The following is a 21,211-nucleotide window of genomic DNA, read 5'->3' on the forward strand; positions in this document are numbered from 1 at the left end:
TACACATATTGTTATAAAAAAACAAAGGCTTCGCCCCATTACGGGCAAAGCCTTTCGATCATTTTATATGTCGTTTTATTTTGTAAGGACCATAAGGATATCGTTGCTTCTCTTTACAAATTTTGTCATTTCTTCAGGAGAAAGCTGTTTATGGCTCATCATTGCAAGATCATAAAGCTGTTCACAGATCACCGGAACATACTCTGATCCCTGATTTTCTGCTATAAATCTTACAAGAGGATGATTTGCGTTCAGTACAAGTACTTCCTGACCACCGAACATATTCGGATCCATTCCGTACATATTGTACATTTTCATCATATCCTGCATACGGCGGCTCTCCTCAGGAAGAGTGATCATCGCTGCAGTTCCCTCATTTTTCAGCTTCTCTACTTTTACTTCAAGTTTATCCTTGCCAAGATTCTTACGGAACACCTCAGTAAGTGTCTTGACTGTTGCTTCATCCGCTTCTCCGTCTTCACGAAGCTCTTCTGTCAGATCTGCATCAATTCTCTTGAACTGGATCGTCTGATCCTGCTGTTCAAGATGGGAAATAAACTGTGAATCGATCACATGCTTCAGCAGTACAGCATCTTTACCCGCTTCACGGAACATATTAATGTACTGGCTCTGCTGTACCTCATCGGTCACATAATAGATCACCGTTTTTTCCGGTTCCTCATTCTGGGATCCTTCAGAAGCTTTCTCCTCTGTCTTCTCCTCTTCAGCTGCTTTTGTTTCTTCTTTTTTATTTTCCTCAATGCAGTCTTTCAGGGTAAGATATTTGCCATCCAGATTCTTAAAGAGGATATAATCATTCATCTTCTCACCAAATTTCGCATCCTTGATGCATCCAAATTTGATAAACGGGCTGATATCATCCCAGTACTTCTCATAAGACTCTCTGTCTGTCTTGCACATTCCGGTGAGCTTATCTGCTACTTTCTTGGTGATGTATTCAGAAATCTTTTTCACAAAACCATCATTCTGCAGTGCAGAACGGGAAACATTCAGTGGAAGATCCGGACAGTCGATCACGCCTTTCAGAAGAAGAAGGAATTCCGGGATCACCTCTTTGATGTTATCTGCAATAAATACCTGATTATTATAAAGCTTGATGGTTCCCTCAATGGAATCATACTCTGTCCTGATCTTCGGGAAATACAGGATACCTTTCAGGTTGAACGGATAGTCCATGTTCAGATGGATCCAGAACAGCGGTTCCTTGTAATCCATAAATACCTTACGGTAAAATTCTTTATACTCTTCATCCGTGCACTCATTTGGGTGTTTCATCCAGAGCGGCTGTGTATCGCTTAAGGATACCGGCCGTTTATTGATCTTTACTTTATCTTTGGCAGGAGAAACTTCCACAACTTCTTTCTCGCCTTTATCATTCTCCTTTTCCTCCGTCTTGGCGTCCTCATGGATATGTTCAACTACCACGTCATCTTCACGGAGATCTGCCTCATCGATGGTTTCATACTCCTGTTCAGCATTTGCTTTGGAAAGATAGATATTTACCGGCATGAAAGAACAGTATTTCTCAATAACCTCTCTCATACGATATTCATTGGCAAACTCCAGGCTTTCCTCATTGAGGAAAAGAGTGATCTCTGTTCCCGGTTCTGTTTTGTTTCCGTCTGCCATCTCATACTCCGTACCACCGTCACAGGTCCAATGTACCGGTGTGGAACCCTCCTTGTAAGAGAGAGTATCGATATGAACTTCATCTGCAACCATAAATGCAGAATAAAATCCAAGTCCGAAATGACCGATCATCTGATCATCCGTTGTTTTATCCTTATATTTCTCAAGAAACTCTGTGGCACCGGAAAAAGCGATCTGTGTGATATATTCCTCTACTTCATCTGCTGTCATACCAATACCGTTATCGATAAACTTCAAAGTTTTCTGATCCGGATCAACGATAACATTTACAGCCGGTTTGTAACCTTCCGGGAATGTATAATCTCCCATAACTTCCAGCTTTCTCAGTTTGGTGATCGCATCGCATCCGTTGGAGATCATCTCTCTTACAAAAATATCATGGTCGGAATATAACCATTTCTTGATAATCGGAAAAATGTTTTCACTGTTGATTGATAAACTGCCATGTTTTGCTGACATATATGTCACTCTCCTTTTGTTTTTATTTTTGTTTTTATTTCTGATGTTCCGACAGAGTCGGAAACCTGTTGTTTTTTTCAATAAATATATACTAATACGACTTTTTACAAAAGTCAAGAAAAATTTAGCACTCATCATTATAGAGTGCTAGCAACAGCATGTAAAACGGATCTCTATGTGCAAAAAAATCCCTCCGTACATTTTTTTGTACGGAGGGTGCTGTAAAACTATCTTCTACATTCTGTTCTTATTTTTTCTTTCTACGATATACAAGGATTCCTCCAATACATACCACAGCCACGATCAAAATGATCACAAATGTCATGATCGGTGTACTGTCTCCCGTCTGCACTGCAGATTTCTGATTTGTCTGTGTCACTGCCGGACTCGGAGTCGCAGTAAGAACTGCTGCCTGTGATACCGTAAAAGTAACCGTACTTTCTGACTGTGTACCGGTATCCTTCCAGCTGGAGCCGTCATATTTCTGCTGTCCAAAGGTAACTTTCAGAGTATATTTTCCTGGCTTGCTGACACGGAATGTTGCAGTATAAGGCTCTCCATCCCAGGTACGGGTCTCTGTGATCTTCCAGCTCTTCGGCTGATATCTGGTATCTCCCTTACGCGGGTTTGTATTATCCATCCCTGCACCAGATGCTGTAAAGGTGATCTTTGTATTGGTATCATACTTGCCATTGGAATCAATTCCTGTGATCTTATTGTCCGATGCAGCGGCTTCCGTGCCCTGATATCCATTTACTGTAATACTTACTGCGATCACTGTACTGATCTTGTTAGGATTCTTAACCCCCTCCGGAAGAATGACAGTACCTTTTACATTAAATATCTGACGTTCTGCAGAAGACGGATCATAAGAAGATCCCTTAACATCCCATTTAACAGATGCCTTCTGCTCTCCCTTTGTTGTAGTGATCTTTACTGTTCCCGGAAGCTTCAGGGCTTTCTGGGTTTTCTGGGTTCCATTGGGAAGATCTTTGATATCGGATGGCTTTTTGATACCTGTAAGGTTATTCGCCTTCTTACTGTTATCTGTTTTTTTCTTTGTAACGCTGAAATGAACGTTTACATAAGCTTCCACATTTGCATCATTGGCGATCACAATGTCTTCCAGATATTCCCCCTGTGAAAGTCCGCTGACCGGCTGTACGCTAAAGGTTGCATTATCTCCTGCTTCCAGCTCTGTGGCGGAAAGTGTACCAATTGTATATGCATTTGATGAAGGCTGTTTCAAAACGATCTTTGTATTTCCGGTGTTGGTAACTGTAACTTTCTTCGCATCAGGAAGTTCCTTATAGCCTTCCTCTTTAGTTCCAAACTCCAGACTGTCTGTTACCGAAAGACCGGGATTGGGTTCCGGTTCCGGCTCCGAAACTGTAAATTCCAGCCGGACTTCAGCCAGTGTGTTTCCGGTATTCTGATCTGTCACAGAAATCGTATCACTGTGATCTCCGGCCTGAAGACCAGTCTTGGGCTGTACGGTAAAGGTTGCCGCCTTATCTCCGGGATTGAGCACTTCCGCAGAAGGCTCTCCCACCTCATAATCCTCCGGAGCAGAAAGCTGGATCCGGATAGCCTCTGTACCTGTATTCTCTACGGTTACAGGCTTTGCATCCGGCGCAGTCTCATAGCCCTGTTCCAGTGTTCCAAACTTCAGAGGGCCTTCCGGTTTCACTGTTGCAGTAACTGTTTTTGGTGTTTCTGTCTTTACCATAACCGAAGCCGTCACTGTAGCAGATGCTTCCGTGCTTTCATCAGAAGCAAATACAAGCTCTTCCACGTATGGATCATCTTTTGCAGAGAGTCCAAGCTTAGGCTGTACGGTAAAGGTCTGCTCTCCTCCCTGCGCCAACTGGATTTTTCCGCTGCTCTCCACTTCACTGACCGGCGCAATATCAAAAAACTCCGACTCAGGCTGTACTAACGTCACAGCTTCTGTACCTTCGTTTTTGATCGTGACTGTACCTGTTGTTTCTACCTTTTCATAACCGGCAGTCAGATCATCAAAAGGCAGTTCTGTCGGATCCGCAGTTAGCTTATATATTTTTTCCGTTGCAGGGTCCGATGTTTCCCCAGGATCTGTCTGCTCATTACTTTCATTATCTTCGGCTTTTTTATTTTCCGGTTCTTTTACTGTAAAGTCCGCTTCAAAGAAGACATCGGCACCTTCTTCTGTATGATACGTGATCAGATCTTTGTATTCTCCAGCCTTCAGACCTTCTCGTGGTTTTACCCACACAGCAACACTTTCACCACTCTTTAATGGCGCATCGTTAATATCCGCAGCCATGAAATTCTCCGGGGCGATCTCTTTAAAATTAAGATCTCCGGTTCCGTTATTTGTGATAGTAACCATCTGTGCTTCCGGAATTTCCGTATATCCCTCTTCCACGGAACCAAAATCCAGAATTCCACTTCCATCTTCCGTATATGCAGATGCCGAATATGTCGGTTCCTCATTTTTTTCGGTAGCGTCTGCTGCTGTATCTGCGGAAGCTGGCGTCTCCGTCTGATTGTCTCCGGATGCATCTGTCTCATCGGTATTTTGAGACCCTGACTGTTCTCCGTTTACTTCTATAACAGAGTTTTCAGCAGGCTCCTGGGTATCTGCAGGTTCCTGTACATCTGTATTCTCCTGCACATCCGCAGACTCCGTTTCTTCTGCCGGCTCTATGGTTTCCTCAGGCTGAGCACTATCAGGCTCCTCTGACGTTCCAGCTTCTGTATCCGGCGTGTTCTCTGAAGACTCCGAAGCTTCACTTTCCTCCGCATCCGGATCTTCTCCTGCTGCTTTGGCTTCTTCCTTTTTCTTTTCTGCCAGTGCTTTGGCTTCCTCCTCTGTTTCGGAAACCTCCTGGGTCGTCACCGTAAGCTCACCACTGACTCCCGTCTCTTCTTTTCCGGTGATCTTCAGAACGATCGGAATACCCAGATCTTTTTCATCGATTTTATAAGTCTTGTCAGTTCCTACCTCTGTAAGAAGGTCTCCGTCTTTTAATGACCAGGAAAAACTCACATTATCATCTGTGATCCCCTCCGGCTTGACCTTTGAGTAATCTGCACTTAAGGTAGACCCGATCGCAAGTGTTCCTTTGACCTTCAGCTTTCCATCAAGATTTCCAGATGGAGCTGTAGTGGCAAATACCATCGATGGAAGCAGCGTTACAATCATAAGCACAGCCATGACGACTGCCAGCACTCTGCTTTTTTTCATATCCCATCCTCCTTTACATCATTTTATTTTCCCCACATTTACCCTTTCTACGCAGGGCTTTCTTTTTGCTGATGCAAGTTTATCATATTTAATTTTCAGAGGTGTAATCCCTGCTTTCCGTCAGCCTTCTACGATCATATATTTTCCGTCCGGGAGTTTAAATACTTCGCTTTCTTCTTCCAGCTCCTTCAGGGAAATCCCCTCCACATCTGCGCCCATTCCATCCAGATATTTTTTAACATCCTTCAGGGAATCCAGCACAACTGCCATGCAATCCTCGAGAAATTCCTCTGCCTCCTCAAAATCCTCTGCTACCGGCTCATCAAAAAGCTGACCCTGTTTTTCCAGAAATGTCTGGACATATTCTTTCTTGTACATATTAAAGTACCTCCTTTATATCTCCGCCCGCCGCAATCAGTCTGCGAAGTACTGGTTCCACCTTCTCTGTCTCGTAGAAAGCCGCCGCCTTTACCCCTGGCTTCGCATGCTTCATGGCAAAGCTGTATTTTACAGATTTCATCATTTCAATATCATTGTATTCATCCCCGAACGCCATGCATTCATCCGGTCCGATTCCCAAAAGTTCCTGGTATTTACGGATCCCTTTTGCTTTGTTCGTGGTAAATGGAACAAAATCCACCCACGCAAATCCGGATGTCACAACAGTACATCTGTCTTTGAACCGTTCTCTCCAGTACTGGATGGATTCCTCCGTCATTCCTTCTCTCTCATAAACTGCAACCTTCATACAAGGCTCTGTGATCTCATCAAAACTCTTTATGATCTTACACTGATTTTTTACTTCTTCGATCATCAGATGGCGATAATGTTCTGTCTTGGGCATGATATAATAAAAATCCTTTGTAGAACAGGAAAATTCCGCTCCGGGCTTTTCCCATATTACCTGAATGATCTCTCTGACCAGTTCTTTGTCAAAGCTGTCGCAGTACAGAAGCTTCTCATTCTGGACAGCGAGCCCGCCATTTTCACTGATAAATGCCATCTCGTCCTTTACCGGCGCAAAAAGATTCCTCATATTGGCATACTGTCTGCCACTGGCTGCCACAAAGAGGATTCCCATTTTTTTCAGTTCCTTTACCAGCGGAAAGATCTCTTCCGGCAGCGTCTGTCTTCCACCGATAAGCAGCGTTCCATCCAGATCGCTGGCAACCATCTTAATCATGCTGCTTCTCCTCATAAATAGTAAACAGATCACCAGGTACAGCTGCTACAATATCTGCACCGTTATTTTCAAGCTCTTCTCTGTCACGGAATCCCCATAGTGCACCAACGGTATACATTCCGGCAGCACTTCCTGTCTGCATATCTGTCTTTGTATCTCCGATATACATACATTCTTCCGGCTTTACGCCGAAATCTTCTGCAATCTTCAGCGGACCATCCGGTGCCGGCTTTCTGCGGATCCCTTCCTGCTGTCCCATCACCTCATCAAACAGATCGCCATAGATCGCCTTTACCACTTTCTGCGCCGCAACATGAGGCTTATTGGAGCATACAGCCATCTTAAGGCCTGTATGTTTCAGCTTCTGAAGGGTTTCCGGCATATCTTTATATGGCACAACTTTATACAGCGGATCTTCATCAAATTTCCTGCGATAAAGTTCCCTGACTTCTTCGTAGTGTACCAGCTCCGGATCTCCTGCATCGATCAGGCATCTTCTGATCAGCATATCTGCACCTTCACCGCTGTAATAACGAAAATTATCTGCCGGCTGTGGTTTCAGGGAAAACTTTTCCATGATCTCATTCGCCACATATGCCATAGATTCCAGTGTATCCGCAATTGTTCCATCCAGATCAAATATACAAGCTTTTATCATTTTGTCTTTCATCCTCTCAGGTTCATTCCCAGTTTTTTTGTCTCATAGATCAGTCTTGCCACAGGCAGTCCCACCACGTTGTTATAATCACCACGGATTCCCTTCACATAGGCTCCCCAGGCGCCCTGGATCCCATAGCTTCCGGCTTTGTCCATTGGGTCTTTGCTGTTTACATATTCCTTTATTTCTTCCTCTGTCACCGGATAAAAGCTCACATCTGTGCACTCATGGAAGGTATGAGCTTTCCATCTCCCTTTTTCTCTTATCAGCAAAGTTACACCGGTATATACCTGATGTGTATTCCCCTGCAGCATAGCGAGCATCTCTATTGCAGCTGTCTCATCTGCCGGTTTACCTAAAATCTTACCCTCATAAGATACAACGGTATCTGCACCGATCACAACCACATCTCTCAGATCTCGGTTCTCCTCTTCCTCCAGCGCGTATGCCGTAAACATAGCTTTCTGACGAGAAAGTTCCTCCACCACTTTCGCAGGCTCTGCACTGGTGATCCGTTCTTCCCCGCTGGCAGGCTTCACTTCAAAGGCGACTCCTACCTGGCTTAAAAGTTCCCGCCTCCTGGGAGATGCGGAAGCAAGCACGATTTTCTTCATGTGTAATTCCTCTCTTTCCTGTGTTATCAGTATAACCGTTTCTGTAAATGGGCGCAACCGAAATCGTTGCAGGAGCATTTTGTACTTATCCATTTATTCCTGATGACGATAAAACAAAACAAGCAGTACACCCTGATACCTGTTCACGGTGTACTGCTGTCATATGTTTCGTATTCTTTTTGACAGTTTTTATGCTTTCGGTAATTTGAAAGAGCTCTTCAGAGATACAATGCGGTTAAATACCGGTGCTCCCTCCCTGGAGTCATGGATATCTGCGCAGAAGAAACCGTTACGTACAAACTGATAGCTGTCATAACCTTTTGCTTTCAGAAGCTCCGGCTCTACATAAGCACTTGTTACTGTAAGAGAATTCGGATTTACATTAAGAGAACCATCTTCTTTATTGTAAACACCTTTTTCTTCATCTACGATATTCTCGTAAAGTCTTACCTCAACTTTACCTGCATTGGATGCTTCCACCCAGTGGATCGTTCCTTTTACCTTACGTCCGTCCGGTGCATTTCCGCCCTTGGTCTCCGGGTCATAGGTACAGTGGACTACACGGATCGTTCCGTCGTCATCTGCCTCATAACCTGTGCAGGTTACAAAATATGCATTCATAAGACGAACTTCATTTCCAATATAGAGACGTTTGTATTTCTTAGGAGGCTCTGCCATAAAATCATCACGTTCAATATAAAGTTCTCCACTGAACGGAATCTTTCTGGTTCCAAGTTCCTCATTCTCCATATTATTCGGAGCTTCAAGATACTCAACCTGTCCTTCCGGATAGTTATCGATCACGAGCTTGATCGGATCAAGAATCGCCATCATACGCGGACGTTTCAGCTTCAGGTCCTCACGGATGCAGTACTCGAGCATTGCATAATCTACAGAACTGTTCGCCTTTGAAACACCACAGAGTTCTACAAATTTACGGATAGACTCCGGTGTAAATCCACGGCGGCGAAGTGCGGCGATGGATACTAGTCTCGGATCATCCCATCCATCTACGATGCCGTCCTCAACAAGCTTCTTGATATAACGTTTACCTGTAACAACGTTGGTCAGGTACAGCTTTGCAAACTCGATCTGCTTCGGTGGGTGCGGATATTCCAGTTCCTTTACCACCCAGTCATAAAGCGGTCTGTGGTCCTCAAACTCCAGAGTACAGATAGAATGTGTCACACCCTCAATGGCATCCTCGATTGGATGAGCGAAGTCGTACATCGGATAGATGCACCATTTATCTCCTGTATTGTGATGTGTCATGCGGGCTACACGGTAAATGACCGGGTCACGCATGTTCATATTCGGTGATGCCATATCGATCTTGGCACGGAGAACCTTCTCGCCATCTCCGTATTTGCCCTCACGCATCTCTTCAAAAAGCTGAAGATTCTCTTCTACAGTACGGTTTCTGTACGGGCTCTCTTTACCTGGCTCTGTAAGAGTTCCTCGGTACTCACGGATCTGGTCTGCAGTCAGGTCGCAGACAAAGGCCTTGCCTTTCTTAATAAGTTTCACTGCTGCCTCATACATCTGATCAAAATAATCAGATGCAAAGAAAAGTCTGTCTTCCCAGTCTGCACCAAGCCATTTCACGTCAGCCTTGATGGACTCTACAAATTCGGATTTCTCCTTTGTAGGGTTGGTATCATCAAAACGGAGATTGAATTTTCCGTTGTATTTCTGAGCCAATCCATAATTTAAAAGAATGGATTTCGCATGTCCGATATGAAGATAGCCGTTAGGTTCCGGTGGGAAACGTGTATGCACGGTGTCATAAACGCCTTCTTCAAGATCTTTGTCTATAATATTTTCAATAAAGTTTTTGGAAACTGTTTCGTTCTCCATTGCTTTCCCTCCTAAATATCATCCTGATGTTTTATCTTATCATAAATCCGGAATTTTTGAAACCCGCAAAACCTTTATCTAAACAAAAAATTGTCTGTTTTTAGACACAAAAAAAGCTGCTGACGGGAATCGAACCCGTGACCTCCGCCTTACCAAGGCGACGCTCTACCGACTGAGCCACAGCAGCTTGTTTCGCGACGTTTGTGCCGCTCACAGTTGTTTATATTATCAGATGATTGTCATATTGTCAATACATTATTTTTATTTTTTTAAAAATTCATATTTTCATGATTATAGCACAAAAAATCCTGTGTGCTGTCGCTCACAGACACAGCACGCAGGATTCTCTTTTTACTCTTCTGTCTTTGTCTCTTCTGCTTCTGTCTCTTCTTCCGCTTCGGCCTCCGATTCATCATCTGCAGGTGTTTCCTCTTCTGCTTCTGTTGGTGCCTCTTCAGCATCCTCTGCCTCTTTGGAAACTTCTACAGTCTCAGATGCAGTCTTGTCCCAGTCCTGGAAGACTTCTTTCTCTTCTTTTTCTTCCTTCTTCTCGTCATCCTTGAAATCATCAAGATCTTCGAAATCATCCTCAAAGTCTTCTTCGCATACAGATCGTCTGGATACAAGTGCTGCGATAGCTCCTGCTGCGGCAGCGGTAAGCGCTCCTACTGCAACAAGTCCCCAATATTTATTGATCTTTGCCATAATTTGGTCTCCTTTCTTATTCTGCTCCTTATGAATATTATTTTAATACTTTTATATTCAAAAGGAAAGAGGTATTTACTCTTCTCAAAAATAGCTTTTAATTTTCCCACGGATCCTCTGCAGTGCATTATCAATGGATTTCGGTGTTTTTCCAAGGATCTGGGCAATATCCATATATCCATTTCCATCCAGATACAACTGCAGTACCCTGTTTTCCAGAGGGCTCAAGCTCTTTTTCATTTCATTTTCAAGAGCCGCCACATTTTCCCGGTCGATCAGGATCGATTCCGGATTATCATGCTCCACACAGGAATCTCTGAAGTTTTCCTCCGCCTCTCCGTCGCTTAAAGACACATAAGTGTTCAGTGGCTGATGTTTCTGGCGGTTTGAACTTTTAATTGCAGTATATATCTGTCTGTCAATACATATATTTGCAAAAGACTGAAAAGACGACTCCCTGTCTGACTGGTAATCACGGACTGCCTTAAACAGTCCGATCATCCCCTCCTGTATCAGATCATCTGTGTCCCCACCTATCAGAAACATGGCACGGGCTTTTTTTCTGACCAGACCTTTATACTTTTCCATCAGATAATCTGCAATTGCAGATTCCCCTGCACGAAGTCTTTTGATAAGAGCTTCATCCGTCATCTCATTATATCGGCACATTTTTTCTCCGAACAGCTATGGCTGTATTTGATGTATTTATTTTGACAGTCTCTGTCTCACGATTTCAAAAGCAAGCACCCCTGCTGCTACAGAAGCGTTAAGGGAATCGATATCCCCTTTCATCGGGATCGCGGTAGTAAAATCACATTTCTCTTTTACAAGGCGGCTTACACCATTTCCCTCATTTCCGATCACAAGGCCAATAGGTCCTGTCAGATTCTGACGGTACATCACCTCTCCGTCCATATCTGCACATACGAACCAGATGCCTTTTTCTTTCAGTTCATCAATAGTCTGTCCCAGATTAGCAACCTTGGCAACCGGTGTATAATTCAGTGCGCCTGCCGACGTCTTTGCAACCGTAGCAGTCAGTCCTACTGCTCTGTGTTTGGGAATGATCACACCATGAGCACCTGCGAGATTTGCGGTACGGATGATAGCTCCCAGATTATGAGGATCTTCAATATTATCAAGAAGAATGATAAACGGAGGCTCTCCCTTATCTTCTGCTTTTTTCAGGATATCTTCCACTGTAGAATAATCATAAGCCGCAACCTGTGCGATCACACCCTGATGTGCACCTGTCTCGCTCATGGAATCCAATCGTTCCTTTGGAACAAATTTTACAATGGTATCATGTTTTCTGGCTTCTCTTGCGATGGTGCGGACCGGTCCGTCCTGACAGCCATCCAGAATAAACAGTTTATCAACACATTTACCGGAACGAAATGCCTCAAGGACCGCATTTCTTCCTTCTATCATTTCAGTCAATTTAAATTTCCTCCTTCTCAAGTCCTGCATGGACCAGTTCCAGTATCCTTGAAAAATCCTCTTTCAGGTAAAGATATCCCATCAGCGCCTCAAACCCTGTGGCACGCCGGTAATCCGCCATGGTGGCATGTTTGGCCATGGTAGCGGAATGCGCATTCCTTCCTCTTCGATATACACTTTTTTCTTCTTCTGTCAAAAGTGGTTCGAGGATCTCCATCATACCCGACTGCGCAGATGCTTTTACAAGGCTGCTAGCTTTTTTGTGGAGACGATTTACCGGACAATTCGCTTTTTTCACAAGAATAGTACGGATCACCAGCTCATAAACACCATCCCCGATATAGGCCAGCGTCAGCGGCGAATAAGTCCGAAGGTCTGCGTCTTTCAGATCAAACAGCTCTTTCAGTTTCTTTAAGCTCTCTGCCATTTCACACCTTCTCTTGTATCTTTAAGGATGATACCTTTTTTCAGGAGCTCATCTCGGATCTCATCTGCTCTCTTGAAATCCTTTGCCTTTCTTGCAGCTTGGCGTTCCTGGATCAGATCCTCGATCTCTTTGTCAAGAATCTCTTCTTTTTTCTCGATTTTCAGTCCCAGCACATCACTGAGCTTAAAAAGTTCCTCATAAAGACCACCGGCAAACTCCCTTGAGCTGTTCTCGTCTACGTTTGTGTTGGCAAATTTTACAAGCTCAAAAATTGCCGCAAGTGCATCTGCAGTATTAAAATCATCATCCATGGCCGCTTCAAATTTGGTAACAAAACCTTCTGCCTCTTTGAGAAGCGCAAGCTCTTCCTCTGTAATATTCTCTGCCGCCCCATTGTCTTTACGGTCGCTGAGCTTGCCTGCCGCCTCAAGGATACGCTCCAGAGAGTTCTTTGCTGCCTCCATCAGATCTGCGCTGAAGTTCAGCGGACTTCTGTAATGTGCGTTCAGCATAAAGAAACGGAGAACCTGAAGATCATACTGTTCACCGATCTGACGAACGGTACGGAAATTTCCGAGAGATTTGGACATCTTGCGGTTGTCGATGTTCAGGAAACCATTATGCATCCAGTATCTTGCAAAAATCTTACCATTGCAGCACTCACTTTGTGCGATCTCATTCTCATGATGCGGGAAGATCAGATCCTCACCGCCTGCATGGATATCAATCTCTTCTCCGAGATATTTCTTGGACATAACAGAGCACTCAATATGCCAGCCAGGACGTCCGTCGCACCACGGTGATGGCCAGGACGGCTCGCCCTCTTTCTTTGGTTTCCAAAGCACGAAGTCTAACGGATCTTCCTTCTGATCCTCACCGGATACCTTAAGAGAACGGAATCCTGACTGGAGATCATCCAGATTCTTATGAGAAAGCTTGCCATACTCTTTGAATTTCTTTACACGGAAATAAACGGTCCCGTCAGCTGCCGGATATGCATATCCTTTATCAATAAGAGTCTGGATCATGTCGATCATGCCCTGGATCTCCTGTGTAGCCTGAGGTGCAGTTGTAGCAGGTTTTACATTCATATCTGCCATATCCTTCTTGCACTCTTTGATATAACGGGTAGAGATTTCCTCTGCGGAAACGCCCTCTTCAATGGCCTTCTTAATGATCTTGTCATCTACATCGGTAAAGTTGGATACATAATTTACTTCATATCCTTTATATTCCATATATCTGCGCACCGTATCAAAAATGATCATAGGGCGGGCATTTCCGATATGGATCAGATTGTATACCGTAGGTCCGCAGACATACATTTTTACTTTTCCTTCTTCCAGAGGTACAAATTCCTCTTTTCTGCGTGTCAGTGTGTTAAAAATCTTCATGTTACTCTTCCTCCAATTTCCCGATTCTGTACAGGGAGCAGATCGCCTGTGAGGAGATTCCCTCTCCCTGTCCTGTAAATCCAATGCCTTCCTCTGTGGTCGCCTTGATATTCAGCTGTGATATTTTAATCCCAAGTGCTTCTGCGATATTTTCTCTCATCGTCGGAATATGTGGTGCCATCTTCGGTTTCTGAGCAATGATGGTGGCATCGATATTTCCGATCGCATAGTCATTCTCCTTCAGTAATCCGGCAACATGCACCAGAAGTTTCACACTGGAGATTCCCTTATATGCAGGGTCTGTATCCGGAAAATGCTTTCCGATATCTCCAAGAGCCGCAGCTCCCAGAAGTGCATCCATGATCGCATGGATCAGAACATCCGCATCCGAATGGCCCAAAAGACCTTTTTCCCAGGGAATATCAACACCACCAAGGATCAGCTTCCTGCCCTCTGTCAGTTTATGTACATCATATCCCATTCCTACTCTCATCAAACCGTTCATCACTGCCTTTCCTGAAATTTATGTCAAGTCAAAAGAACCTTTTATGAGCTGTTCCTGCTCAGTATGTGAGCATCTTCCGAAGTCTCAGAAGGCTCAGCCTTCTTCTTGTATACGGTGCAAGTCTGAGACTCTCCTCGATCGCTTTTCCCGGCAGTCCGATATCCCGGACTCTGCTCACGCAGCCAACGATACTCATCATCTCCTGCATATCTGTAACTGCAGGAAGAAGATCTATGATCTTAAGGATTTCCGGAAGTGCACCGGAAAGTGTTTCTGTGCTTACATCGTCCAGAAGTTCCGGGGTGTTTTCTTTTTCAAGTGCTCCAAGAATCCCTTTTCTGCCGAAGGTCTCCTGCAGGAGTTCTGTGTCTCCGTCTGTAAAGGCATGCACTCTGCAGGCTCCTCTTCGGATAGCATCTGCAAGCTTTTTATATTCCAGAAGGACCAGCATGGTTGCTGCAGAAACCTTCTCCCCGTGAAGAGCATCCAGGTGACCATTGACCACTTCCATATCCCAGAGGTGGACCATATGGTGCTCCGCCCCGGATGCCGGTCTGGAGTTTCCTGTCATCTGCATGGCCAGTCCGGAAAGGATCAGCGCATACATCAGCTTCTCACATGCATCTTTCTCTCCTGCTGCAATTTCTTTCAGATTATCCTTAACAGTCCGGATCGCTTTTGTTTCCAGGTCTGCCACCGCTGTACAATAGTATTCATCCACAAGAATACTTGCTATCTTCCAGTCTGCCAGCGCAATGTATTTTCCCAGAATATCCGACACCCCGGCTGCTGTAAGCCTTGCAGGCGCCTTAGCAAAAATATCCGTATCCGCAAAAACAAAAAGTGGCGCAGATGCCTGAAATACTTTTTTTACACCATTCCAGGTCATGTCTGCTACTGTGGAAGTAAATCCGTCTGAACTGGCTGCGGTGGGCACAGAGACAAAAGGGATCCGGTACTGATGGGCGACAAAACGGCTGAGATCATGGATCGTCCCCGCTCCAACTGCAAGAACAAGATCGATGTCCTCTTCCATATAATTCTCCACGATCTCCACGGCACGCTCATCTGCCTCAAGACCTTCAGCATCCAGGATCAGTACCTGACACCGGTCGTAGATATCCTCCATCAGTTCCTCTGTAGCTTTGTAACTGTTCGTGTCACAGATCAGAAGCGGGGAAATACATTCTTTCAGATCACCGTCTGACATTTCCTTTTCCAGTTTCCCGATAGCTCCTGATTCAATTACAATTTCTCTAACGTCTATGTGGTGCTCCCTCCCGCAGCTGCAAGGTCGGGCAAAATCGTCCGCATCGACTCGCATGTACTTATGTCCTCCTGACTTCTTTTAATGATTCACAGCGTATTTCTCTGTCCGCTGAATGATACAATATTACAGTTTGGTATTATACAGGATTTTTTTTTATTACGCAATGATAGAGTTCAACTTGTTTCATCATATAGCAAAAATCCTTTATTTTCAAGGATTTCCGGTGTTTCTACGCCAAACAATGTTTCGTCTGGTTGCGTCTATTTTCTTTTGTTTGTCACAAAAATTGTCATAATAAAAAGCCACGCCCAATAAAGGGAATGGCTCTGATTATTACATTACATTTTCAAGCTTTTTCATTTCATTCTGTAAACGTGTAAATTTTTGCCCTAAATGTTCTGCTGACAAAAAAGCTCAAAAGCAATATAACGACCGGAAACGCAAAAAGAATCCTACTATTACAGAGATTTGATTAAGGGAAAGAAAGTTTCTCCTTGCCCTAATGACTATAACTCTTCTATTCAAACTCAAAAGCAGTATGAAGAATGGTTAAAACAAAAACATCAAGAATTGACAAAAAGGCCAAAGAAACACCCGGTACATTAATTTGCACCGGGTATTTTTATATGTTCCATTCTGTTCTAAGTTGTGTTATACTGACTGCGTTGTCCAACCGAGACCCGGCAACGGGGGGAGGTGAACACATGGAAATAGTCATATCTTTTTTAGTGGCTGTTGCGGCAGGTGTGACTTGCCATCTCATTTGCAAATGGTTAGACAGTCATAACAAGGACAACGAATAGCCTGGTGGATGCTCAACCACTGAAATAAAAAGAGAAGAACCCTCGCATGTATTGGTGGTACATACGGGGGTTCGTTCTTTGTTCACATGGAACATCGTCATATCTTTTTTGCCTACTGGCATTATAGCATATGCCGATCATGAAATCAATATGCTTCGTCTTTGTAAATCCGTGATTTTTCCGCCGTTTGTCACAAAATTGTCACAAAATCATATTTTCAAAGCATCCCACACATCCAAAAATGCTTTAAAATCAACACTTTCCAGACTTCACGGTATAAATATATTGCTTTCTTTTTTTACGCAATAACGTGCTTTGACTTGTTTCATCTTATACCAAGAATCCTTTGTTTTCAAGGATTTCCAGTGTTTCTACGCAAAACAATATTTCGTCTGATCGCGTCTATTATCTTTTATCTACTCTGAGCTGAAAGCTAATTATATTTCTTGCATATCTGTTTATTTTTATACATATAAGCATCTGCAGCATCCAATAACATCTGCATTGTACACGACATATCATCGGAGGATAATGCCCATCCGCATGCATAGTCGATTGGTATTTGATTTTCATAACTATTTAATCTGTCTTTTTCTCTGTTCAAGGATTTTAATATTTCCTTAATTTTCGCCTCGCTTGTATGATAAATGACTGCTATAAACTCATCTCCGCCATATCTTCCAACAAAATCCTTTTCTGGAATAACACTGCGCAAAAGCTTTGCGAAATTTATTATTAACTGATCTCCTGCGGAATGTCCCATTGTATCATTTACAGTTTTTAAATTATTTAAATCAAACATTATGCAAGCTGTAGGATCTGTAATTATATCTTTTTTATTAAGAAGATCATTACAGGCATTTTTATTTGGCAGCCCAGTATGGGCATCTATGAATGCTTTCTGTTCCAGCAGTCTGTTTTGCATTGCCATCTGCATTGCCCTTAGAGTCTGCATAATAACCAATATCACCAGACTCAACATATCAAGTGCCGACAAAAGCTCTATAGTACGAATCTTTACAGCGATCTTTTCTGAATAGCTTTCTGCGGAAGAGACAGTTTCATCTGCCATCGAAAAATATATTTCACTCATATTAACAATGTCTGTATTTTCGTATCCCTTGTTTCTTGCTGCTTCAATTTCTGTTTTCAATTTATCCCAGTAATCACTCTGGATTTGCAATTTTTCCTGGTATTCTTCGTCATTGAGTTTTACCAGATCATAATGTCCATCCTGATATCTCAATCCAAGAAGAATATCATCCAAATATTTAATTAATTCTTCATTTTGGTTTCCTGTAATTTCTAATTTTACTTCACGCTGTGTAGCTCCACGTACCAGACCTGCATAATTTATTACGCGTGCTGTCCCCTGCAGCCTACTAATCTGAATCATCATAAAAATAATAAGAACTACTAATATCAATATAAGGAAACTCTGTATAATACCTATTATATTTTTACTTTTCTTGTTTGTCTGCATTTCACAATTTATCCCAAACCTTAAATAATATTCATTTACTTTCCTACAGGAAATCAAATGACAGACTTTTGGTCAGCGAACTTTCATTAAGAATATTAATCTTTGAAGATGGAATGACAGTTGCAGCAGTTTTCTTGTTGCTTTATAACTTCCGCTAACATCAACAGCAGCTTATCAATCCACTCATGTCATTGATGTTTGGATCATAAACTGTCTGTGTACAAATATCGGGAAGATCATCTCCTGTTGATAAATCATTCCTCAAAAAAAGCACTGCCAACCAGACAGTGCACCTCATTTTATGCAACTGGCTGCCATTTTACAGGCCCTGTAGCTTTGCGTCCCAGACTTTCATCTGGTTTGCCGATTTCCTTATTATAGCTTTTACACGTATACAAAAAAACTGGTTTTATTATACTATAGTGCTCTACTATATACAAGAAAAACATTACCGTTTTAACGTCCAAAAATAAAAAAAGAACAGCCGATATATATATCGAACTGTTCTCCCACTTCCGAAATCCACGCAGCATTGACATTACCGTTCTATATATTTTGTGATGACAGATATTAAAATCCTCATATCAACCGGCTTCGCCACATGGTCATCCATTCCGGCATGCAAAGCAGCCTGTACATCCTCTGCAAATGCATTTGCTGTCATTGCAATAATAGGGATCTCCTTTCCGTCTGGACGCTCCGACAGATTTCTGATAGCTTTTGTCGTTTCATAGCCATTCATTTCCGGCATCATGATATCCATCAAAATCAGATCAAAGGTCCCCGGAGCTGTATTGCAAAACTGTGCCAAGGCAGATTTTCCATCGGCAGTCCTAGTTACGATCATCCCTTGTTCTTCCAGCAAAGCTGCTGCTATCTCTGCATTTAAATCATTGTCCTCTGCCAAAAGGACATGCAGACCATGTAAATCCATATCTTTCCTTAACTTTTCTTCCTTTTCAGACAGTATCTGTTCTGCTATAAGCAGGGGAATTTCTACCGTAAATGTTGAGCCAATACCCTTTCTGCTGCTGACCTCAATTTTTCCACCCATAAGATCTACATACTGTTTGGCAATGGCCATTCCCAGTCCGGCTCCCTTATAGCTGGTTCTTGCCCCACCATTTTCCTGACTGAACTCATCAAATATTCTGGTCTGGAACTCCTCACTCATACCAATTCCGGTATCTGATATACGATAGCGTACAATTATATGATTCTCATCATTACCCGGAGCGTTTTCTGCAGCGAATGAAATGGTGCCTCCGTCTTTTGTAAATTTGACTGCATTACTGATAATGTTGAGCAATACTTCCCTGATTCTGAGTTCATCTACCATCACATAAGGAGTTTTTAGTTTTTCTCTTGAAACATACAAATTAAGGTCACGATTTTCCATATATCCCTTTGCGATCGACAAAACAGTATTTATCATATCCCTGAGATCTGTCGGTACCGGTTTATATTCCAGTTTACCACTTTCAATGCGGCTGATATCCAACACATCGTTGATCAGTGTCATCAGATATTCTGAACTCTGCCTGATCTTTTTCAGACAATTCTCCACCTCTTTGTCCGGTTTCCTCTTCATGGCAATATCTGTAAATCCAACAATTGCATTCATTGGTGTCCTGAGATCATGAGACATATGGTTCAGGAATGTCGTTTTTGCAATATTCGCCGCATTTGCATTCTGTGCTTCTTTCAGGGCTTCCATCTGTTTTTTTCTACTCACGGAAAGAGAATAAACCAGAAGAAGCAGTACAAAAATAATCACAAACGAAACTCCGATAACTAAGCCTGCATGCTCAGCAAGGATATCCTTCAAGGTCATTTCCTTTTCTGAAACAGAATTCTGTGCAAGGACAACACCATTTAAAACATTGGATGACTGCTCAATTGCTTTATTGATAATGGTAGCTGCTCTTCTGTTTTCTCTCGTCGTGAACATTCCTAATTCCTGCCGTTTTGCCATCTCTGCAAATGACAGACTTTGGGTCAGTGGACTTTCATTAAGAATATTGATCTTTGAGGATGGAACGACAGTTGCTCCCACTTTTCCATTTGCTACAGCCTCCAGGCATTCTTCCTGTGTATCATATTGTTTGATTTCTGCATCTGGAAAAAGAAGGGACACCATCAATCCAGAATACAGTGAGGTCTCTGTCACTGCGACCGTAGAGAGACTGCTGCTATATTCTTTTCCCTTGTAAATAACAACCGGCGTAATATCAAAGATTGCATCCGTCAAAACCACTTGAAACTGTTCCTGTGTATAAAAATCCTGAATGATAGGACCGGCAATATCTATTTTGCCAGATTGCAATGCCTCATTCATCTCTACTCCCGTGGAACATGGAACTGCCTTGATCGTAATTTTATATTTTTCCTGAACAGTATCCAGAACAGTTCCAAGAATTCCTGTGAGTTTCCCATTTTCTTCACCACAAAAAGGAAGATTATCCTTTAGATATCCCACGCGGATCGTATTTTCATGTGCATCCAGCCATTGTTTTTCTTCCTTGTTGAGTGCATAGTTTATGACCGCTTTTCCTTCATAACGGGCATACAGCTTGCTGCTGTAGTCCGTTTCTGTATTGTTGATTTCTTCCATGGCAGAATTTAATTCCTTTAACAGATCTGGTCTGGATTTTGATACACCGAAATAACAGTCACTTGCACCGATATTGGCAATGGCAATAAAATCGCTGTTGACAGACAGCACTGGGATCACAAGTGCATCCAGTTCATCTGCATCCAGTTTTTCTATCATTTCATCATAGCCTTTACAAACAACCACCTCTGCCTGGATCTGATTGCTGTCCAGCCATTTTTCCAGAAGTTCTTTCTGATAGCTTCCATCTGCTACACCAATACGACAGCCATTCATCTGCTTTGGATCACCATCCATAAGATCTGTATGATCTTCCCGGGTATAGATCCAATATCTTTCTGTTCCTGCGGCATAGGTTGAGTAATCTATAGATTCTGCTCTTTCCGGTGTGTAACTGACATTTCCAAGTATATCTATTTCTCCATCTGCCAACATATCCAGACACTCTTTAAATGAGCCATAGACATATTCATACTTCCAGCCAGTTATATACGAAATCTTCTGGAGATACTCATAGCCTGCTCCCTGCTTGTGTTCCCCATAGCCGCCTTCCTGAAAATTGGCATATGGGAAATAGCCAACTCTCACGGTTTTATTTTCTTCCTTTATTACCTGAGTTGTATTCCCATCACTTTTTGTTTCCGACGCATAAACAAAAAACGGTACAAAAAGCAGCATGACAAATGCAAAAATGCTCAAACATACTCTATTATTCTTACTCTTTTTTCTTATCTGTTTTTCTATCTTTCTGTTCATTCATTTCCTCTTTATCATCCAGTAAAGCGGACATTCGCAATCCGCTTTCGCTACTTGCTCATGAACGCAGTCTGTTTGCGTTCATGCTGTTGTCCTTCCCAGTCTGTAAGTTTTCCTGTTTTTTCAATACAGAAAGAATGACC

The 21,211-nt window shown here is 42.9% G+C and carries 16 protein-coding genes, 1 tRNA gene and 1 riboswitch; all 17 genes read right to left on the reverse strand.

Annotated features, from left to right (window positions below):
• Positions 1 to 75 precede the first annotated feature (75 nt).
• The 17 genes from htpG to DMI82_RS00215 all read right to left on the reverse strand — a co-directional run bounded on the left by htpG (position 76) and on the right by DMI82_RS00215 (position 21,068).
• Positions 76 to 2,130 carry a molecular chaperone HtpG gene (htpG, locus tag DMI82_RS00130; RefSeq protein ID WP_110101984.1) on the reverse strand — a complete coding sequence of 685 codons (2,055 nt, stop codon included), beginning with the start codon at positions 2,128 to 2,130 and terminating at the stop codon, positions 76 to 78.
• Between the two features lie 247 nt (positions 2,131 to 2,377).
• Entirely contained in the window at positions 2,378 to 5,359 is a 2,982-nt protein-coding gene (locus tag DMI82_RS20175) for an LPXTG cell wall anchor domain-containing protein (RefSeq protein WP_242981790.1), read from the reverse strand.
• Between the two features lie 120 nt (positions 5,360 to 5,479).
• Positions 5,480 to 5,737 (reverse strand): hypothetical protein, encoded by a 258-nt coding sequence (locus DMI82_RS00140; RefSeq protein ID WP_015525887.1) that lies wholly within the window; start codon positions 5,735 to 5,737, stop codon positions 5,480 to 5,482.
• Between the two features lies 1 nt (position 5,738).
• Positions 5,739 to 6,542, reverse strand: coding sequence for a Cof-type HAD-IIB family hydrolase (locus DMI82_RS00145; RefSeq protein WP_015525886.1), 804 nt, complete (start codon positions 6,540 to 6,542; stop codon positions 5,739 to 5,741).
• Positions 6,535 to 7,200 carry an HAD family hydrolase gene (locus DMI82_RS00150; RefSeq protein WP_044961208.1) on the reverse strand — a complete coding sequence of 222 codons (666 nt, stop codon included), beginning with the start codon at positions 7,198 to 7,200 and terminating at the stop codon, positions 6,535 to 6,537. Before DMI82_RS00150 ends, DMI82_RS00145 begins: the two co-directional genes overlap by 8 nt.
• An 8-nt stretch (positions 7,201 to 7,208) precedes the next feature.
• Positions 7,209 to 7,814, reverse strand: coding sequence for a Maf family protein (locus tag DMI82_RS00155; protein WP_022426223.1), 606 nt, complete (start codon positions 7,812 to 7,814; stop codon positions 7,209 to 7,211).
• A gap of 189 nt (positions 7,815 to 8,003) precedes the next feature.
• Complete coding sequence (locus DMI82_RS00160) at positions 8,004 to 9,671, reverse strand: glutamine--tRNA ligase/YqeY domain fusion protein (protein WP_015525883.1); 1,668 nt, start codon at positions 9,669 to 9,671, stop codon at positions 8,004 to 8,006.
• Positions 9,672 to 9,785: 114 nt separating this feature from the next.
• Positions 9,786 to 9,858, reverse strand: a tRNA-Thr gene (locus tag DMI82_RS00165).
• 164 nt (positions 9,859 to 10,022) lie between these two features.
• Positions 10,023 to 10,376, reverse strand: coding sequence for a hypothetical protein (locus DMI82_RS00170; protein ID WP_059085171.1), 354 nt, complete (start codon positions 10,374 to 10,376; stop codon positions 10,023 to 10,025).
• A gap of 84 nt (positions 10,377 to 10,460) precedes the next feature.
• Positions 10,461 to 11,045 carry an RNA polymerase sporulation sigma factor SigH gene (gene sigH, locus DMI82_RS00175; protein WP_110101985.1) on the reverse strand — a complete coding sequence of 195 codons (585 nt, stop codon included), beginning with the start codon at positions 11,043 to 11,045 and terminating at the stop codon, positions 10,461 to 10,463.
• A gap of 36 nt (positions 11,046 to 11,081) precedes the next feature.
• Positions 11,082 to 11,807 (reverse strand): 23S rRNA (guanosine(2251)-2'-O)-methyltransferase RlmB, encoded by a 726-nt coding sequence (gene rlmB / locus DMI82_RS00180; RefSeq protein ID WP_227573913.1) that lies wholly within the window; start codon positions 11,805 to 11,807, stop codon positions 11,082 to 11,084.
• 10 nt (positions 11,808 to 11,817) lie between these two features.
• A complete protein-coding gene (locus DMI82_RS00185) occupies positions 11,818 to 12,243 on the reverse strand; it encodes a Mini-ribonuclease 3 (RefSeq protein WP_021650980.1) in 426 nt (141 codons plus the stop codon).
• Positions 12,228 to 13,637: a cysteine--tRNA ligase gene (cysS, locus tag DMI82_RS00190; RefSeq protein ID WP_021650981.1), complete on the reverse strand. Its 1,410-nt coding sequence runs from the start codon at positions 13,635 to 13,637 to the stop codon at positions 12,228 to 12,230. The genes DMI82_RS00185 and cysS overlap by 16 nt, the downstream gene beginning before the upstream one ends.
• A 1-nt stretch (position 13,638) precedes the next feature.
• On the reverse strand, positions 13,639 to 14,130 hold the full coding sequence (gene ispF, locus DMI82_RS00195) for a 2-C-methyl-D-erythritol 2,4-cyclodiphosphate synthase (protein ID WP_110102108.1): 492 nt from the start codon (positions 14,128 to 14,130) through the stop codon (positions 13,639 to 13,641).
• Positions 14,131 to 14,200: 70 nt separating this feature from the next.
• The gene (locus DMI82_RS00200) at positions 14,201 to 15,466 is read right to left on the reverse strand and encodes a sn-glycerol-1-phosphate dehydrogenase (protein WP_110101986.1); all 1,266 of its coding nucleotides are present in this window, start codon (positions 15,464 to 15,466) and stop codon (positions 14,201 to 14,203) included.
• A 1,182-nt stretch (positions 15,467 to 16,648) separates the two neighbouring features.
• Positions 16,649 to 17,698: a GGDEF domain-containing protein gene (locus tag DMI82_RS00210; RefSeq protein WP_110101987.1), complete on the reverse strand. Its 1,050-nt coding sequence runs from the start codon at positions 17,696 to 17,698 to the stop codon at positions 16,649 to 16,651.
• Between the two features lie 299 nt (positions 17,699 to 17,997).
• A riboswitch (cyclic di-GMP riboswitch) is annotated at positions 17,998 to 18,073 on the reverse strand.
• Between the two features lie 163 nt (positions 18,074 to 18,236).
• Positions 18,237 to 21,068 (reverse strand): response regulator, encoded by a 2,832-nt coding sequence (locus DMI82_RS00215; RefSeq protein ID WP_110101988.1) that lies wholly within the window; start codon positions 21,066 to 21,068, stop codon positions 18,237 to 18,239.
• Positions 21,069 to 21,211: the final 143 nt, after the last annotated feature.

The organism is Blautia sp. BCRC 81119 (assembly GCF_003184505.1).
GTDB classification, from domain to species: domain Bacteria; phylum Bacillota; class Clostridia; order Lachnospirales; family Lachnospiraceae; genus Blautia_A; species Blautia_A fusiformis.

What these genes read in the sequence shown, in the direction of transcription:
- DMI82_RS00150 (WP_044961208.1), bottom strand. Translation starts at nt 7,200, where the DNA reads ATGATAAAAGCTTGTATATTTGATCTGGATGGAACAATTGCGGATACA.
- DMI82_RS00155 (WP_022426223.1), bottom strand. Translation starts at nt 7,814, where the DNA reads ATGAAGAAAATCGTGCTTGCTTCCGCATCTCCCAGGAGGCGGGAACTT.
- rlmB (WP_227573913.1), bottom strand. Translation starts at nt 11,807, where the DNA reads ATGATAGAAGGAAGAAATGCGGTCCTTGAGGCATTTCGTTCCGGTAAA.
- DMI82_RS00200 (WP_110101986.1), bottom strand. Translation starts at nt 15,466, where the DNA reads ATGCGAGTCGATGCGGACGATTTTGCCCGACCTTGCAGCTGCGGGAGG.
- cysS (WP_021650981.1), bottom strand. Translation starts at nt 13,637, where the DNA reads ATGAAGATTTTTAACACACTGACACGCAGAAAAGAGGAATTTGTACCT.
- DMI82_RS00210 (WP_110101987.1), bottom strand. Translation starts at nt 17,698, where the DNA reads ATGCAGACAAACAAGAAAAGTAAAAATATAATAGGTATTATACAGAGT.
- htpG (WP_110101984.1), bottom strand. Translation starts at nt 2,130, where the DNA reads ATGTCAGCAAAACATGGCAGTTTATCAATCAACAGTGAAAACATTTTT.
- DMI82_RS00185 (WP_021650980.1), bottom strand. Translation starts at nt 12,243, where the DNA reads ATGGCAGAGAGCTTAAAGAAACTGAAAGAGCTGTTTGATCTGAAAGAC.
- DMI82_RS00215 (WP_110101988.1), bottom strand. Translation starts at nt 21,068, where the DNA reads ATGAACAGAAAGATAGAAAAACAGATAAGAAAAAAGAGTAAGAATAAT.
- ispF (WP_110102108.1), bottom strand. Translation starts at nt 14,130, where the DNA reads ATGAGAGTAGGAATGGGATATGATGTACATAAACTGACAGAGGGCAGG.
- DMI82_RS20175 (WP_242981790.1), bottom strand. Translation starts at nt 5,359, where the DNA reads ATGAAAAAAAGCAGAGTGCTGGCAGTCGTCATGGCTGTGCTTATGATT.
- DMI82_RS00160 (WP_015525883.1), bottom strand. Translation starts at nt 9,671, where the DNA reads ATGGAGAACGAAACAGTTTCCAAAAACTTTATTGAAAATATTATAGAC.
- DMI82_RS00145 (WP_015525886.1), bottom strand. Translation starts at nt 6,542, where the DNA reads ATGATTAAGATGGTTGCCAGCGATCTGGATGGAACGCTGCTTATCGGT.
- sigH (WP_110101985.1), bottom strand. Translation starts at nt 11,045, where the DNA reads ATGTGCCGATATAATGAGATGACGGATGAAGCTCTTATCAAAAGACTT.
- DMI82_RS00140 (WP_015525887.1), bottom strand. Translation starts at nt 5,737, where the DNA reads ATGTACAAGAAAGAATATGTCCAGACATTTCTGGAAAAACAGGGTCAG.
- DMI82_RS00170 (WP_059085171.1), bottom strand. Translation starts at nt 10,376, where the DNA reads ATGGCAAAGATCAATAAATATTGGGGACTTGTTGCAGTAGGAGCGCTT.